Consider the following 16,140-nt stretch of genomic DNA (forward strand, 5'->3'; position numbering starts at 1 on the left):
ATGTTAGCGAATCAAACAGCGATCGTAACAGGAGCTTCACGAGGAATTGGTCGGGCCATTGCGCTTGAACTGGCAGCAAAAGGGGCCAACATTGTTATTAATTATGCAGGAAATCAAGCGAAAGCTGAAGAAGTGGTAGCTCAAGTAAAAGAACTTGGAAGCGAGGCGTTTGCTTATCAAGCGGACGTAGCAAATAGTGACGATGTACAAGCAATGATGAAAGAAACGATTTCTCGCTTTGGCTCAATTGATATCCTTGTCAATAATGCGGGTATTACAAAGGACAACTTGCTTATGCGTATGAAGGAGCAAGATTGGGACGACGTTATTGATACAAATTTAAAAGGCGTTTTTCTTTGTGCAAAAGCAGTAAGTCGTCAAATGATGAAGCAACGTTCTGGTAGAATTATTAATGTGGCATCAGTTGTTGGTGTGTTAGGAAACCCAGGCCAAGCGAACTACGTGGCTGCTAAGGCTGGTGTTATTGGCTTAACAAAATCACTGGCAAGAGAATTTGCATCAAGAAATGTTCTTGTTAACGCCATTGCGCCTGGATTTATTTCAACCGATATGACAGACGAGCTCGATTCTACTGCAAAAGAAGCCTTACTTACGCAGATTCCTCTAGGGAAACTGGGCGAACCTGAACATGTTGCAAACGTTGTCCGCTTTTTAGCAAGTGATGATGCGGCATACATGACAGGGCAAACGATTCATATCGATGGCGGGATGGTTATGCCATAAAAAGGATGTGCTTGACAGGTAAGCAGCATCTAAGTACAATTTTTGCTGTGCTAAGAATTTTTGAGAGGAGGTGACTATTTTGGCAGATGTAATGGAGCGTGTAACAAAAATTATTGTTGATCGTCTTGGGGTTGAAGAATCTGAAGTGAAGTTAGAAGCTTCATTTAAAGAAGATCTTAAAGCTGATTCACTTGATGTGGTGGAGCTTGTAATGGAACTTGAAGATGAGTTCGACATGGAAATTGCTGATGAAGATGCGGAAAAGATTGCTACGGTTAAAGATGTTGTAGACTACATAAATAACAGCCAATAACCGATTTTCAAAAGAGCCCTCTCAGCTTTTGCTGATGGCTCTTTTTCACATCTTCACACAAAAACAATTACACAACCGAAACAAGATTTGGTACAATTAACGTCAAGAGTAACAATTGTTTCTTAAAATAAATCACACACTCCATTGACTGGAGGCACTTATGCCACAATCATCAAAATATCATCGTAAACCACGCTCAGGTGAGCGAAAGCGGACGAGCAGACGATTAGAACTTACCGAAGAACAAAAAAAAGAGTTTGATGGTTTGCTCGTGCGAACAGGGCTTACGTTTGAAAACCGTAAATTATTAATCCAAGCATTCACCCACTCATCTTACGTGAACGAACAACGTATTTTTTCTTCATCGGACAACGAACGATTGGAGTTTTTAGGCGATGCAGTTCTTGAGTTAGCTGTTTCTCAATACTTGTTTAAAACGTATAAGAACATGAGTGAAGGGGACATGACGAAGTTGCGTGCTTCTATTGTTTGTGAACCATCCCTTGCTCGTTTTGCGCAAGAACTTCAATTTGGTAAACTCGTTCTTCTTGGTAAGGGAGAAGAAGTGACGGGTGGACGAACACGACCGGCTTTACTGGCTGATGTGTTTGAGGCATTTATCGGCGCCTTATATATGGATCAAGGGCTTGATGCCGTCTTTATGTTTTTATCGCGCTTTATGTATCCAAAAATTGAAGAAGGTGCATTTACGCACAAAATGGATTTTAAGAGCCAGCTTCAAGAATTTGTTCAGCGTGACAATCGAGGGCAAATCAAGTATTTAATTGTACAGGAGCGAGGACCTGCTCATGATAGGGAATTCGTATCTGAAGTACAGCTGGATGATCACACGATTGGAACGGGCACGGGGCGTTCGAAAAAAGAAGCAGAGCAGGTTGCTGCAAAGCAGGCTTTGCTTGCATTAGATTGGAAAGAAAGCTAGAAAAAAGGAAGCGGAAACGCTCCCTTTTTTCTAGCTTTTTCAGTCTCTTAGTTGACCAAGCTCTTGCACAATTTCATCCATTTCACTAATAGAAAATGACGGTTGGCGCATGACATGCTTATGTAGCGCGATCAAATCTTCCTGTTTATTTGGGCTGATTCCAGTTGCTTTGATGACACTTGCATTTACAACGTTCAGCTTTTTTTTCATTTCATCTAACATAACGGTTACTTCTGCTTCGGTTAATTGTTGACTCAAGGTTATATCCTCCTTTAACGGTAGATTAACCATACCATGATTTTTAGTCAAACCCAACTAGAAAGTGAGAGATGGACATGTTCAGCTGTTTTTTTGTGTGATAAACTAATAGAGTTATAAAGATGAAAACGGAGTGTACATACATACGATATGAATCAAAATATAGAATTTAAAATGGTTGTATTGATTGAAAGAAAGCGAGGGATAACGAATGTTCCTCAAGCGACTTGAAGTAAAAGGATTTAAGTCTTTTGCAGAACCCATTCTAATTGATTTTGTTCCTGGAGTGACGGCAGTTGTTGGTCCGAATGGAAGTGGCAAAAGTAACATTGCTGATGCAATACGATGGGTGCTCGGTGAACAGAGTGCAAAATCACTCCGTGGAGCGAGGATGGAAGATATCATTTTTGCTGGTAGTGATTCAAGAAAAGCGGTTAATGTTGCGGAAGTATCGCTCATTTTAGACAATGAAGACGAACATTTAGCGATTGATTACAGTGAAGTAAGTGTAACAAGACGTTTGTATCGATCTGGTGAGAGTGAATACTTATTAAACCGTATGCCCTGTCGTCTAAAAGATATCGTTGACCTCTTTCTTGATTCCGGCCTTGGGCGAGAGGCCTATTCAATTATTGGTCAAGGAAAGATCGAAGAAATCTTAAGTAGTAAAGCAGAGGACCGACGTACGATATTTGAAGAAGCCGCTGGAGTTTTAAAATACAAGACTCGGAAACAAAAAGCGGTAAAGCGACTGAATCAAACGGAAGAAAATCTACTTCGTGTAGCTGATATTCTAAATGAGCTAGAAGGTCAAGTTGAACCACTACGGGAACAAGCCTCAATCGCAAAAGAGTTTTTGGCTTTAAAACAAGAGCAAGAGAGCCTTGATATCCAAGTGATCGCCAAGGAAATTACGGATCTGCATCATGACTGGCAAACCGAATCTGCACGACTAACAACATTAAAAACAAAGCTGGGTGAGCGGCAAAATCAGCTCAATGAAACCGAAGAACGTTTAGAACAGTTTCGGACAGAACATGCTGTTGTTAGACAGAAGACGTCTGAGGTTCAACAACTTCGCTTACAAGTAAGCGAAGAATTGGAAAAAAATGAAGGGCGCCGTGGTATCTTAGAAGAAAGACAGAAAAACGCACTTCAAAATGAAGAACAGCTTACGGCAGCAATCGCTGAGAAAGAGCTGCAGCAAAACGAATTGGCCAAACAATTAAAAGATGTAAGTGTCGCTCATCAAAAAATGCAGCAAGAAGCAGACCTCGTTAATCAGTCTTATAAAAAAATACAGGATGCGTTAAACCTTTCGAAGGAAGATCGTGCTGAGCAAATTGAGCATGCAAAAGGTGATTATATAGAATGGCTGAATGAGCAGGCGTCTTTGCGGAATGAACGTCGCTACCTGAACGAACAGCTCAATCAAAAACAGCGTTCTGTTGAGCGTTCCGAAACGGAAAAACGAGCACTTGAGCAAGAGCTAGCTGCTTTTGAAAAGACAAATAAAGTACTTGAGCATCAATACAACGAAGTAAAAGAAGCAAGTATGGCAATGAAACAAGAATTGAAGCAGCAAAAAGAGCAAGAAGAAGCGATAAAAGACCGATTCTTTAAGCAGGAAGCCAAGCTGTATGAAGCGTACGGCGTTTTGCAAAAAATAACGTCCAGGCAAGAAGTGTTACATGAAATGGAAGAAGAGTTTGCAGGCTTTTTTCAAGGCGTTAAAGAGATTTTAAAGCACAGAAACCAAAGCTTGTCAGGTGTTATTGGTGCGGTCGCAGAATTAATGAAGGTCCCGAAAGAAATTGAAAAAGCAATTGAGCTTGCATTAGGGGCGCAAGCGCAGCATGTGGTTGTGTCCGATGAAAAAGCAGCGCGGGGAGCGATTGAATTTCTAAAGCAGCGCCGCTTAGGCAGAGCGACCTTCTTGCCTTTGACAACAATTAAGCCTCGTCAAATTCCTGATGCTGTTGTAGCCAAGCTTGCCAATGCTAATGGTTTTATTGGGGTTGCTTCCGCAAAGCTTCATGTAGAATCGACATATCGACCGATTATGGAATACTTACTTGGGACAACAATCATTGCGGATACGCTTGCTCACGCGAACCAGCTTGCTCAGCTCGCTAATCATCGATATCGTGTAGTCACGTTAGATGGGGATATCGTCAATCCGGGTGGGTCAATGACTGGTGGTAGTCATAAACAAAGCCAATCTTCCCTGTTAAGCCGAAAGCGGGAAAAAGAAGAGCTAGTTACGAAAAAAGAGCAGCTTGACCACGCAATTTCAAAGCTTGAACAACAAGTGAAACAAGGCAAGGTTGATCGCGAGACCTACAAACAGACAATTGAAGAGCTGGAACAAAAAGAAGCACTTACTCGGAATGAATTAGAAGAAAAACAGCGTCTGTATCAAGACCAAACGCTTAAATATGAGCGAATGACTCAGGCATTATCACAAGCAACTAGACAAGCATCTGAGCAGAATGCCGAGGGTGAGAAAACGAAACAACGACTCTCGGAAATTGACCAAGCAGAAGCGCAGGCCACTTCAGAAGCGAAGCGATTAGAGATCGAAATTGCTCAGCTTGAGCAGCAGGTACAATCACAGCAAGAGTCAAAAGAAAAACTTACTGTTGAATTGACCGAGCTGAAAGTTAAGCGTGCAGAAGTGAATCAACAATTGCAGTATAGCCATACGAAAAAAGCAGAATTGAGTCAGCTTGAAGCACAGCTCGTAAAATCGCTTCAAACAGAACGTGAGCACTTTGAGTTACTTCATTCATCAAGCGACGAACAAGCAGTGACGAAAGATTCATTGGCTAAGCAAATTACACAGGGCTATACAAAAAAGAAGCAACTTGCCGATGAACTTGAACAACTGATGAAAGAAGATGAACGCTTAAACAACAGTTATCAGCGCCTTGAAACGGAAATGAAACAATTCCAAGGAGAGTATGCGTATACAGTTGACGAGAGTCAAAAACTAGAGGTTCGAGTAAATCGTCTCGATGTTGATTTAGATTACCGTTTGAATCGTTTACGTGAAGAATATGAATTGTCTTATGAAGCTGCAGCCCAACACTACCCGCTCTCGATTGAAATAGAAGAGGCCAAAGGGAAATTAACGCTATTGAAACGGTCTATTGATGAACTTGGCGTCGTAAATGTTGGAGCAATCGATGAATATGCACGGATGAAGGAGCGCTATGACTTTTTAATGGCGCAAAAAAACGATTTGGCTGAAGCTCGTGGTTCGCTTGATCAAGCGATTGCAGAAATGGACGAAGAGATGACGAAGCGCTTTAGTGAGACGTTTGCTCAAATTCGAAGCCATTTTCAAGCTGTCTTCACGAAACTATTCGGTGGTGGCGACGCAGATTTAGTGTTGACAAATAAAGCCGATCCTTTAACCACGGGGATAGAAATTGTTGCTCGTCCACCAGGAAAAAAACGACAGCAGCTTGCGCTTTTATCAGGGGGAGAGCGCGCACTAACGGCGATTGCGTTACTCTTTGCCATCCTTCAAGTACGTCCTGTTCCATTTTGTGTGCTTGATGAAGTGGAAGCAGCTTTAGATGAAGCAAACGTAAGTCGCTTTGCCCAATATTTACGAGACTTCTCTTTAAAAACGCAGTTTATCGTTGTGACTCATCGTAAAGGGACGATGGAAGGCTCTGACGTTTTGTACGGAGTGACAATGGAGGAATCAGGTGTCTCAAGACTAGTATCGGTTAAGTTAGAAGAAACACGCGAGCTTATTGAAAATTAGGAGGGTAAACGATTGAGCTTTTTTAAAAAATTAAAAGACAAGATGTCCCAACAAACAAATGAAGTAACGGATAAATTTAAAACGGGACTTGAAAAAACGCGAACCAACTTCTCTGGGAAAATGAATGAGTTGATGTCTCGCTACCGCAAAGTTGACGAGGATTTCTTTGAAGATCTTGAAGAGCTCTTAATTAGTGCGGATGTAGGCGTAGCAACCGTGATGGATTTAGTTGAGGACTTGAAAGATGAAGTTCGCTTAAGAAACATTAAGGACACAAAGGATATTCAGCCAGTGATTTCAGAAAAATTAGCTGGTCTGCTTGAAAAGGAAAGAGACGATGCTGCTTTAAACATCCAAGAAGGGGAGCTGACTGTCCTTTTAGTCGTTGGTGTAAATGGCGTTGGTAAAACAACGTCAATTGGCAAGCTCGCACATCACTTGAAGCAGGAAGGAAAATCTGTCGTCTTGGCTGCAGGTGACACGTTCCGAGCAGGGGCAATTGACCAACTTGACGTCTGGGGCGAGCGTGTCGGTGTTCCAGTTATTAAGCAGCAGGAAGGCTCGGATCCTGCTGCTGTCATGTATGATGCAATCGCTGCTGCTAAGTCAAGAAAAGCAGATGTGTTAATTTGCGATACAGCTGGAAGGTTGCAAAATAAGGTCAATCTAATGAATGAGCTTGCAAAAGTAAAGCGCGTTATAGAAAAAGAAGTTCCTGGAGCACCACATGAGGTTCTTCTTGTCCTTGATTCAACGACGGGTCAAAATGCTCTGTCACAAGCAAAAGCATTCGGTCAAGCAACAAATGTTACTGGTTTGGTCTTAACGAAGCTTGATGGGACGGCTAAAGGTGGTATTGTAATCGCTGTGCGCCAAGAGCTCGATATTCCAGTTAAGTTCATTGGACTAGGTGAGCAAAAAGACGATCTTAAACCGTTTAATGCAGAACAATTTGTTTACGGTTTATTTAAAGATATGATTGAGGAATCTACCAGTCAGTAAAGCATGATTTAAAGATGTTAAGATAAAAACTTGACAGATAAACAGTGATACGGTAATATGTGTATTCGTAAAGGGAAATGACTTAACATGGAGTGTTGTCCCGTGCTCGATAAAACATTACGTATGAATTACTTATTTGATTTCTATCATCCCTTGTTAACTGAAAAACAGCGTAACTATATGTCTTATTATTATTTAGACGATTTTTCGCTTGGGGAGATAGCAGATGAGTACGAAGTTAGTCGACAAGCGGTCTATGACAATATCCGCCGGACAGAAGCCATGCTTGAAGAATACGAAGCCAAGCTACTGTTACTGACAAAGTTTGAACAACGACGAGCTTTACTAAAAGAACTCAAAGAAACGGTTGATGAGCGAGAGAGTGTTATTCTTTCCGTAGTCGAACGGATAGAGAAACTTGAATAGTACGTAGGAGGCGATTTATTTGGCATTTGAAGGACTCGCCGCGCGCCTGCAAGGTACGCTAACGAAAATTCGTGGAAAAGGAAAAGTAAGCGAACAAGACATCAAAGAAATGATGCGGGAAGTTCGCCTTGCCTTGCTCGAAGCGGATGTTAACTTTAAAGTGGTGAAGCAATTTATTGCCAGCGTCAAAGAAAAAGCGCTTGGTCAAGAAGTCATGAAGAGCTTAACACCTGGTCAACAAGTTATCAAAGTTGTTAATGAAGAGTTAACCACGTTAATGGGTTCAGAACAAAGCAAGATCGCTGTTGCGTCAAAAGCTCCAACCATTGTGATGATGGTCGGATTGCAAGGTGCCGGTAAAACAACTACAACAGCTAAATTAGCGAATTATTTACGTAAAAAGCACAACCGCAAGCCGTTACTAGCAGCTTGTGATGTCTATCGCCCTGCAGCGATAAAACAGCTTGAGACATTAGGGAAGCAGCTAGATATGCCAGTGTTTTCACTTGGAGATCAAGTTAGTCCTGTTGAAATTGCTAAACAAGCCGTGTTAAAAGCGAAAGAAGAGCACCATGATTACGTTATTCTTGATACGGCTGGGCGGCTGCATATTGATGAGTCACTGATGGCGGAACTAAGCGAAATAAAAGCAACCGTTAATCCAGATGAGATTCTCCTTGTTGTTGATTCAATGACAGGTCAAGATGCTGTGAACGTTGCTGAAAGCTTTAACGAACAGCTAAGCATCACTGGTGCAGTTCTCACGAAGCTTGATGGAGATACCCGTGGTGGTGCGGCAATTTCAATTAAAGCAGTAACAAATACTCCTATTAAGTTCGCCGGTATGGGTGAAAAAATCGATCAGTTAGAGCCATTTTATCCTGATCGAATGGCCTCTCGTATACTTGGTATGGGTGATGTGCTGTCTCTGATTGAAAAAGCGCAATCAAATGTGGATGAAGAGAAAGCGAAGGAGCTTGAAAAGAAGCTTCGGACAATGGACTTCACGTTTGATGATTTCTTGGAACAGCTTGAGCAAGTGAAAAGCATGGGTCCTCTTGAAGATCTGCTTGGCATGATGCCGGGTATGAATAAAAAAGGGATGAAAGATTTAAAGGTCGATGAAAAACAATTGGTTCGAGTTGAAGCAATTGTGAAATCAATGACGCCACTTGAAAAAAGAGATCCAAGCGTGATCAATGGTAGTCGGCGCAAGCGGATTGCCAAAGGTAGCGGTACAACGATTCAGGATGTCAATCGACTGTTAAAGCAATTTGAAGACATGAAGAAAATGATGAAACAAATGACAGGTATGCAAGCAGGTAAAGGAAAGAAAAAAGGCAAAGGCCTTGGTGGGTTTAAACTCCCATTCTAATCAACATCTATTTAAAAGTTTATCTTGCGAATAAGTAGATTTGATGATATGATAAAAAATTGTGTGTATTATTATTTGGAGGTGTACAGCAAATGGCTGTAAAAATTCGTTTAAAACGTATGGGTTCAAAGAAAGCCCCATTTTATCGTGTAGTAGTTGCTGATTCTCGTTTCCCACGTGACGGGCGTTTCATTGAAGAGATTGGAACATACAACCCAATCGCTCAACCAGCTCAAGTTGATATTAAAGAGGAAAAAGCATTAGAATGGATGCTTAAAGGTGCGAAGCCTTCTGATACGGTTCGTAACTTGTTCTCAAACGCTGGTTTGATGGAAAAGCTTCACAACGAAAAAAACAGTAAGTAATCACTCCTAAGGAGGATGACGAACGTGAAAGCTTTAGTTGAACATATTGCCAAATCGCTAGTGGATCATCCAGATTCGGTACAAGTTGAAGAAGCTCATGAAGAGAGAACGCATGTATTGCGCCTCTTGGTACATCCTGATGATATGGGTAAAGTGATCGGAAAACAAGGAAGAACGGCAAAAGCGATTCGCTCTGTGCTGTATGCTGCAACTGGCAAACACAATGAACGTGTTCGTCTTGATATTGTCGAATAAAAGGGCGAGGGAAACCTCTCCCTTTTTTGTATGTAATTGAATGGAGGTGTTTGTTTGAAATACGTACGAACCGCTTCTGTAAAAATGATCTTAACAGCAGATAAAAAGAACGAATTAGAACAATCCTTTCAACGCAATCTTACACAAGTTACAACTGAAATGAAGCAAATGGAATTTCAACTACAACGAGCGCTTAAAACAGTAAAATCAAACCGAGAATCGAGTGGGATTCATGATAAATATAAGAAAGAATTACAGAGACGAGAAGAGAAAAGAAAGTCACTGGAATTTCAACTCACTCAACTATCCGCTCTTTCGATTGGCACGGAAATTAGTTCAGGCAAAACGGAAGTCCTTCTTGATTTAACGGTAGGCGACCGCTGGGTTACGAATGAAACCGATATAACAGTTGTCGTTAAAGACGGAAAAATTTTAGAAATTAGAGAAAGTGAGTTTTTAAATGATGGCAAATTGGTTTAATGTAGGACGACTTGTCAATACGCATGGTGTTCGTGGCGAAGTGCGGGTTTTGTCCAATACAGACTTTGCAGACGAACGTTACGCTATTGGTTCAGAATTAAAAATAGCTACTGCCCCAAATGAAAAAGGCATATTTGTAAAAGTAAACAGTCATCGTGTGCACAAAAACTTTGACTTACTTACATTCGAAGGTTATGGAAATATAAATGAAGTAGAATTGTTCAAAGGATCGAATCTCTATGTGTCAGAGACTAAATTAACGGACCTTGCAGAACATGAATTTTATTACCATGAAATCATTGGGTGTTCTGCCTACAATGAAGAAGGAGAAATCCTTGGAAGTGTAAAGGACATTATTGAAACAGGTGCAAATGATGTGTGGGTTGTTGAACGAAAAGGTAAAAAAGATTTACTCTTACCCTACATTGAATCCGTTATTAAACAGGTTGACATAGAAAATAAGCGCATTGATGTTCATTTATTAGAAGGACTGGATCACTAATGAGGATAGACGTGCTAACGTTATTTCCTGATATGTTTACGGCGGTTTTTGGTTCGTCTATTTTAAAACAAGCAGCGGAAAAAGGGCTCATTTCTTTTCAGGCAATTGACTTTCGTTTGTATTCTACAAACAAACATGGAAAAGTAGATGATTACCCATACGGTGGTGGAGCAGGTATGGTATTATCTGTGCAGCCAATCTTTGATGCTGTTGAAGCGGTTAAAGAAAAAGCTAAAACGGAGCCGCGGGTCATTCTTCTGTGTCCTCAGGGAGAACAATATACACAAAAGAAAGCGGAGGATTTAGCGAAGGAGGAACATCTCATTTTTCTTTGCGGCCACTATGAAGGCTTCGATGAACGGGTAAGAGCGCATCTAGTAACCGATGAGATTTCAATTGGTGATTATGTGCTAACCGGCGGGGAAATTGGGGCGATGGTCATTGCTGACAGCGTGACGCGCTTATTACCTGGTGTTCTCGGAAACGATGAATCAGCCGTTACAGATTCCTATTCTACAGGTCTACTTGAGCATCCTCACTATACGAGACCAGCACAATTCCGCGGAATGGATGTTCCAGATGTTCTGTTGTCTGGTCATCATGAAAAGATTACAGAGTGGCGTTCTGAACAGTCATTGAAGCGAACGTATTTGCGTCGACCAGATTTACTAGCGTCCTATGATTTAAATAAGAAAGAAGCAAAACAACTGGATCATATAAAACGAGATCTCGACGGAAAGTAACGTGACTTATTCTAGAAAGAATAAGTCTTTTTGTTTTAGATGAAAACATCTAAATGAAAGGGGCAATAGCAGGGAAGAATCAACTTGAAAGCGATTACTATTAGAAAATAAAAATATAATTGACAATTAAATATAAATCAACTACAATTAGGTCAACTTTCAAATGGACAAGCACCTAGACTTCCTCTACTTAATTAATACGTCCATTGGAAAAATTAATTAAGGGGGTCAATACGTTGAAAAAGTACTTAAAGTACGCAGCGGTTTTTGGAGGAATGAGCGTCATGCTCGCAGCATGTAATGGAAGCGGTGAGGAAGGGAATGCAACTGGTGGAGATGAAGAAGTAACGTTGGACTTTTGGTTTTTTACAGGAGAAGATGATTCAAATTCAGAAAATACAATAAACCCAGTTATTGATTCATTTATTGAAGAAAATCCAAACATTAAAGTGAATTTACGCCAGTTAACATGGGACAACGGTTTAGAGCAAATTACGACAGCATTTGCCGGTAATTCCGTACCTGACGTCATTGAGCTTGGTGACACATGGTTTGCAAATTTTGTGGAAGAAGGAGTTCTTGCAAACGTTACGGAGCAAGTGCAACCAATCTATGATGATCATGTGAATTGGGATACGGTTACTTACCAAGAGGATGTGTATGGCATGCCTTGGTTAATGTCGTCTCGAGCGATGTACATTAATACTGATCTATTTGAAGAAGCTGGTCTTGATCCGAACAATCCACCGCAAAATTGGGATGAGATGCTTGAATATGCGAAACAAATTGAAGAGAATACGGATGCTTCAGGATTTGGTATTCATGCTGGAGAGCCAGAAGCAACCTGGCATTATTTTATGGCCACAGCATGGAGTAACGGCGCAGATGTTTTAAACGAAGACAATACAGCTAGTACGATTAACTCGCCTGAAATGATTGAAGCATTGGAATTCTATAAAGAGATTAGTGAATACTCACTTGTATCTCAAAGTGAAGTTATTGATAGCGAATTCCGCGCAGGTAATATCGGAATGTCTTTTTCAGGAGCATGGGGTGTCTTTTCGATTCCGCGTGATGCACCAGAGTTAAACTTTGATGTTGCACCGATTCCAGACGGTGCTCAATCAACCGCATCCAGTTTTGCTGGTGGAGAAATTTTAGTTATTCCAGAGGGATCAGATAATAAAGAAGAGGCATTCAAATTAATGCAGCATGTTGCTTCCGAGGAACAAGCGATTGATCATATGCAGCGTATCGGATCAATGTTTGCTGCAGTTCCTGGTGTAGAAGAACATGAATTTTTTGATGAGAATCCACAACTTTCAGTGTTCGCAGGACAATTGGAAAGTGCGAAGTCGTCTCCGGCCATCACGCAATGGCAAAACATAAGTCGACATGTTGTTGAAGCAGTTGAACAAACATTACTAAACAATGTTGATCCAACGGAATCACTAAATAATGCACACGATAAAATTGAAAATGAGCTATAAAACAAGCTAGTCGTTTGACGTTCTATCGACTTGAGAAAGCAACAATTTTTGAAAAAGTTATATCCCTCGTATTGAACGAGGGATATCGCTTTTATCATGGAGGTGTGACTGTGTCAACTTGGATCGCAATGAAACGTAATAAGATGGCTTATATCTTTTTACTTCCTTGGTTTATACTTTTTGCCGTATTTAGTGTCTATCCATTAATCCAATCCTTTATCTACAGTTTTCATGATGTGAAAATCTTACGGGGAGAGATGGAATTTGTTGGCTTAGCTAATTATACGAATTTATTTCAGGATCCGGTATTCGGACGAGCATTAATCAACACATTTATTTATGTAGTAGGTACCATTCCTTTTACGGTCTCAATTGCTCTTTTATTAGCGCTTGCAGTGAACCAACGAATTCCATTCAAGAATTTTTTCCGTGTTGGATTTTTCTTACCTACTGTAACATCGATAATTGTTGTATCAATGATGTTTAACTTCATGTATTCACCTTCAGGCTTTTTAAATATGGTGTTGAATGTATTTAACTTACCGACAATGAATTGGTTAATGGATACAAGAACGGCACTTGCTTCGTTAATGGGCTTATCCGTCTGGATGTCATGTGGGTTTTACATGCTCATTTTTTTAGCTGGGCTGCAATCGATTCCAAAAGACTTGTACGAAGCTGCAACAGTCGATGGTGCCTCGCGCATTAAACAATTCTGGCATGTGACAATGCCACATATTCGCCAGATCGCGATTGTTGTTATTGTGATAAACACGATTAACACCTTTCAAGTTTTTCCTGAAGTCTATACGCTTACGAGCGGTGGACCGTTAAATTCAACAACAACGATTGTGTTCTTTTTATATGAACAAGCGTTTAGACAGTTCCAGTTTGGACCAGCATCAGCTACTGCCTATGTATTGTTTGTCATTATAATGGGTGTGTCGCTCTTGATGCTGAAGATTATGGGAATTAATAAGGGGGTTGGAGACTGATGAATCAGCCATCACACCAGCCGAAAGCGCCGCTTCTAATGCAAGATAAAGAACCGCCTATTGGACAAAAAAAGAAACCAAGACGAAAATTCTTTGACTATAAGCCGCGAGAGATTGTGTTGTTTCTACTCTTGTTAATTCCATTAAGTGTCATGCTCATTCCCTTTTTATATATGGTGAGTATTTCAATAAAAACAGACGGAGTTGTTTTACGTACATTAGCGGATATTCTGCCGAAAAGTCCATCTTTTGATAATTATGTGACGGTACTTTCAAATGGAAACTTTGCTCGTTATCTAGGAAATAGTTTGTTTATTTCATCGTCCATTGTCATTGGAAATGTTTTTTTCTGTACAATGGTCGGTTATACGTTTGCTAAAATGACGTTTCCTGGAAAAAACATGATATTTATTCTGGTGCTAACAAGCTTCATGATTCCTTTTCAAGTCACGATGATACCGGTGTTTCAACTAATGCAGAATATTGGTTGGATTGACACGTACCGCGCTTTAATTGTGCCAACACTCGTTACGCCTTTTGGTATCTTCCTCATGCGGCAATACATCTCGGGTTTACCAGATGAATTGATTTATGCAGCAAAAGTAGATGGGGCGTCAGAATTCCGGATTGTTTGGCAAATCATTTTTCCATTAGCAAGACCGATTGTTGCCGTTCTTGTGATTATGACGTTCTTGAACTCGTGGAATGACTTCTTATCGCCATTAATCTTAACAACTTCACCGGAAATGAGGACCGTACCATTAGGGTTAGCGGAGTTTAGTTTCTTAAACAACACAAATTGGGGGAATTTAATGGCAGCTTCTGTTGTGTCGCTCCTCCCTGTATTTATTCTCTTTATTTTCTTCCAAAAGCAAATTATATCTGGACTCGTTTCTGGAGCAATAAAGTCTTAAATTTATAGAAGAAAGAGGGATGACGAGTGATTACGAAAGAAATGATAAACGCCACCATTCGGGAAAAAGTAGGGTTTCTATTCTCGATGGGTTCACCAAGTAATTTCATCGATGAAAAATTTGATCAGCGATTTTCGCAATTACCTTTTGGTGGCATGAGTATTTATCCATATAACATTGAAAACAAAAAACAGTTACTTACTTTATTTAGTGAGGTTCATGATTACTATCAAAAAAAAGGCTATGAAAAACCGTTCTTACTCGCTTTAGATGAAGAAGGTGGAACCCTTTCGACACTTGATCGTTTTTTTCCTTCCGTTCCAGGAAATCGCGCTCTCGGACTTAAAAAAAATCCTCAGTTAGCCTATGAAAATGGAAAGCTACTTGGGAGCATGATGGCTGCGCATGGAGTAGCGATTGACTGGGCTCCAATCCTTGATGTCAATACAAATCGAAAGAATTCGGTCATTGGTGTACGGAGCTACGGTGAGAATACGGAACTTGTTAGTGAGTATGGTGCTAGATACATACAAGGCATCCATGATGCTGGGGTTGCGGCAACAGCAAAACACTTCCCTGGTCATGGGGAAACGGAAGCAGATTCACATTTAGGTTCGGTCACATGCAGTTTAAGCAAAGAAGATATCTTCACAAAGATCATTCCGCCATTTGAGCGTGCGATTGAAGAGGGTGTGGATGCTATTATGGTCAACCATGTCATCTATGATCAAGTAGAAGAGTCCAAGGGGTTGCCAGCGACAATGTCGCATTATTGGATGACGGAGATCTTGCGTGAAAAACTAGGGTTTACTGGAGTAATCTGCACAGACGACATGGAGATGAACGCCATTAAAGACCACTTTCCTGCTAGTGAAATTGGTGTGCTTGCTGTTGAAGCGGGGGTTGATCAACTGTTAATTTGTCACTCGCCAGCATTTCAGCAAGAGGTTTTTAATGGCTTAGTTGCTGCAGTAGAATCAGGTAGAATTACAGAAGAGCGAATCGATGAGTCGGTTGAACGCTTGTTACAAATGAAACAAGCTGTGAAACGGTACCAGCTAAAAGCAGAGCCAATTCCTGAGGTGGAATGGAAAGAAAAAGCGTTGGATCTTGCCAAGCAAAGTCTACAATTAGAGCGGGATCCGAAGCATCTCCTTCCGCTTCAGCAAGAGCGCTCCTATGCGTTGATTTTGCCTGATCTTGAAGCGTTGACTCCTGCTGATTCGACTGGAGGAAAGCAAGTTCCATTGGCGGACAAGCTCAGTCATTTACAAGTAGATACCTTTTCGCTATCATTAAAACCAACGAATGAAGAGATAGAAGAACTAGTAAAAAAAGTGAACGAGAAAGAAGTCGTTATTATCGGTACAATTAACGCACATTTGTTCACTGAGCAACAAGCGTTATTACGTCGGTTGAATCATAAAGACTGCATTGTGCTCGTCCTACGCGATCCATATGATTGTGATGTGATCCCGGATGAGCATACAGCTGTGCTGATCTGTTCCACTGGCGAATCGAGTATGGAGGCCTTTGCACTCGAATACAGTTAAAGCG

Annotated in this window: 17 protein-coding genes; 16 read left to right on the forward strand and 1 reads right to left on the reverse strand. The window is 40.8% G+C overall.

Annotated elements, in window-relative coordinates; all coding sequences use genetic code 11:
* The 3 genes from fabG to rnc all read left to right on the forward strand — a co-directional run bounded on the left by fabG (window position 1) and on the right by rnc (window position 2,000).
* Complete coding sequence (gene fabG / locus JOC54_RS04020) at window positions 1–744, forward strand: 3-oxoacyl-[acyl-carrier-protein] reductase (protein WP_035419151.1); 744 nt, start codon at window positions 1–3, stop codon at window positions 742–744.
* A 79-nt stretch (window positions 745–823) separates the two neighbouring features.
* Window positions 824–1,057: an acyl carrier protein gene (gene acpP, locus JOC54_RS04025; RefSeq protein WP_035419152.1), complete on the forward strand. Its 234-nt coding sequence runs from the start codon at window positions 824–826 to the stop codon at window positions 1,055–1,057.
* Between the two features lie 160 nt (window positions 1,058–1,217).
* Entirely contained in the window at window positions 1,218–2,000 is a 783-nt protein-coding gene (rnc, locus tag JOC54_RS04030) for a ribonuclease III (protein ID WP_035419154.1), read from the forward strand.
* Window positions 2,001–2,039: 39 nt separating this feature from the next.
* Here rnc and JOC54_RS04035 read toward each other — a convergent pair whose 3' ends face one another.
* A complete protein-coding gene (locus tag JOC54_RS04035) occupies window positions 2,040–2,258 on the reverse strand; it encodes a DUF1128 domain-containing protein (protein WP_035419156.1) in 219 nt (72 codons plus the stop codon).
* 211 nt (window positions 2,259–2,469) lie between these two features.
* Between JOC54_RS04035 and smc the strand changes: the two genes are divergently transcribed.
* The 13 genes from smc to nagZ all read left to right on the forward strand — a co-directional run bounded on the left by smc (window position 2,470) and on the right by nagZ (window position 16,136).
* Complete coding sequence (smc, locus tag JOC54_RS04040; RefSeq protein WP_204464645.1) at window positions 2,470–6,036, forward strand: chromosome segregation protein SMC; 3,567 nt, start codon at window positions 2,470–2,472, stop codon at window positions 6,034–6,036.
* Between the two features lie 12 nt (window positions 6,037–6,048).
* Window positions 6,049–7,038: a signal recognition particle-docking protein FtsY gene (gene ftsY, locus JOC54_RS04045; RefSeq protein WP_204464647.1), complete on the forward strand. Its 990-nt coding sequence runs from the start codon at window positions 6,049–6,051 to the stop codon at window positions 7,036–7,038.
* A gap of 102 nt (window positions 7,039–7,140) precedes the next feature.
* Window positions 7,141–7,464: a putative DNA-binding protein gene (locus JOC54_RS04050; protein ID WP_204464649.1), complete on the forward strand. Its 324-nt coding sequence runs from the start codon at window positions 7,141–7,143 to the stop codon at window positions 7,462–7,464.
* Window positions 7,465–7,483: 19 nt separating this feature from the next.
* Complete coding sequence (gene ffh / locus JOC54_RS04055) at window positions 7,484–8,839, forward strand: signal recognition particle protein (RefSeq protein ID WP_035419160.1); 1,356 nt, start codon at window positions 7,484–7,486, stop codon at window positions 8,837–8,839.
* A 92-nt stretch (window positions 8,840–8,931) separates the two neighbouring features.
* Window positions 8,932–9,204 (forward strand): 30S ribosomal protein S16, encoded by a 273-nt coding sequence (rpsP, locus tag JOC54_RS04060; RefSeq protein ID WP_035419161.1) that lies wholly within the window; start codon window positions 8,932–8,934, stop codon window positions 9,202–9,204.
* A 24-nt stretch (window positions 9,205–9,228) separates the two neighbouring features.
* Window positions 9,229–9,459, forward strand: a complete 231-nt coding sequence (locus tag JOC54_RS04065; RefSeq protein WP_035419162.1) for a KH domain-containing protein — start codon at window positions 9,229–9,231, stop codon at window positions 9,457–9,459.
* A 54-nt stretch (window positions 9,460–9,513) separates the two neighbouring features.
* A complete protein-coding gene (locus JOC54_RS04070) occupies window positions 9,514–9,939 on the forward strand; it encodes a YlqD family protein (protein ID WP_204464651.1) in 426 nt (141 codons plus the stop codon).
* On the forward strand, window positions 9,923–10,441 hold the full coding sequence (gene rimM / locus JOC54_RS04075; RefSeq protein WP_204464978.1) for a ribosome maturation factor RimM: 519 nt from the start codon (window positions 9,923–9,925) through the stop codon (window positions 10,439–10,441). The genes JOC54_RS04070 and rimM overlap by 17 nt, the downstream gene beginning before the upstream one ends.
* A complete protein-coding gene (gene trmD, locus JOC54_RS04080) occupies window positions 10,441–11,184 on the forward strand; it encodes a tRNA (guanosine(37)-N1)-methyltransferase TrmD (RefSeq protein WP_035419167.1) in 744 nt (247 codons plus the stop codon). Before rimM ends, trmD begins: the two co-directional genes overlap by 1 nt.
* 236 nt (window positions 11,185–11,420) lie before the next feature.
* Window positions 11,421–12,674: an extracellular solute-binding protein gene (locus JOC54_RS04085; protein ID WP_204464654.1), complete on the forward strand. Its 1,254-nt coding sequence runs from the start codon at window positions 11,421–11,423 to the stop codon at window positions 12,672–12,674.
* Between the two features lie 110 nt (window positions 12,675–12,784).
* Entirely contained in the window at window positions 12,785–13,669 is an 885-nt protein-coding gene (locus tag JOC54_RS04090) for a carbohydrate ABC transporter permease (protein WP_204464655.1), read from the forward strand.
* Window positions 13,669–14,583 (forward strand): carbohydrate ABC transporter permease, encoded by a 915-nt coding sequence (locus tag JOC54_RS04095; RefSeq protein WP_235194525.1) that lies wholly within the window; start codon window positions 13,669–13,671, stop codon window positions 14,581–14,583. Before JOC54_RS04090 ends, JOC54_RS04095 begins: the two co-directional genes overlap by 1 nt.
* Window positions 14,584–14,609: 26 nt before the next feature.
* Window positions 14,610–16,136 carry a beta-N-acetylhexosaminidase gene (gene nagZ, locus JOC54_RS04100; protein WP_204464656.1) on the forward strand — a complete coding sequence of 509 codons (1,527 nt, stop codon included), beginning with the start codon at window positions 14,610–14,612 and terminating at the stop codon, window positions 16,134–16,136.
* Window positions 16,137–16,140 lie beyond the last annotated feature (4 nt).

This window comes from Shouchella xiaoxiensis, from assembly GCF_016907895.1.
GTDB classification, from domain to species: domain Bacteria; phylum Bacillota; class Bacilli; order Bacillales; family Bacillaceae_D; genus Shouchella; species Shouchella xiaoxiensis.

What these genes read in the sequence shown, in the direction of transcription:
- rnc (WP_035419154.1), top strand. Translation starts at nt 1,218, where the DNA reads ATGCCACAATCATCAAAATATCATCGTAAACCACGCTCAGGTGAGCGA.
- JOC54_RS04095 (WP_235194525.1), top strand. Translation starts at nt 13,669, where the DNA reads ATGAATCAGCCATCACACCAGCCGAAAGCGCCGCTTCTAATGCAAGAT.
- smc (WP_204464645.1), top strand. Translation starts at nt 2,470, where the DNA reads ATGTTCCTCAAGCGACTTGAAGTAAAAGGATTTAAGTCTTTTGCAGAA.
- fabG (WP_035419151.1), top strand. Translation starts at nt 1, where the DNA reads ATGTTAGCGAATCAAACAGCGATCGTAACAGGAGCTTCACGAGGAATT.
- trmD (WP_035419167.1), top strand. Translation starts at nt 10,441, where the DNA reads ATGAGGATAGACGTGCTAACGTTATTTCCTGATATGTTTACGGCGGTT.
- rpsP (WP_035419161.1), top strand. Translation starts at nt 8,932, where the DNA reads ATGGCTGTAAAAATTCGTTTAAAACGTATGGGTTCAAAGAAAGCCCCA.
- rimM (WP_204464978.1), top strand. Translation starts at nt 9,923, where the DNA reads ATGGCAAATTGGTTTAATGTAGGACGACTTGTCAATACGCATGGTGTT.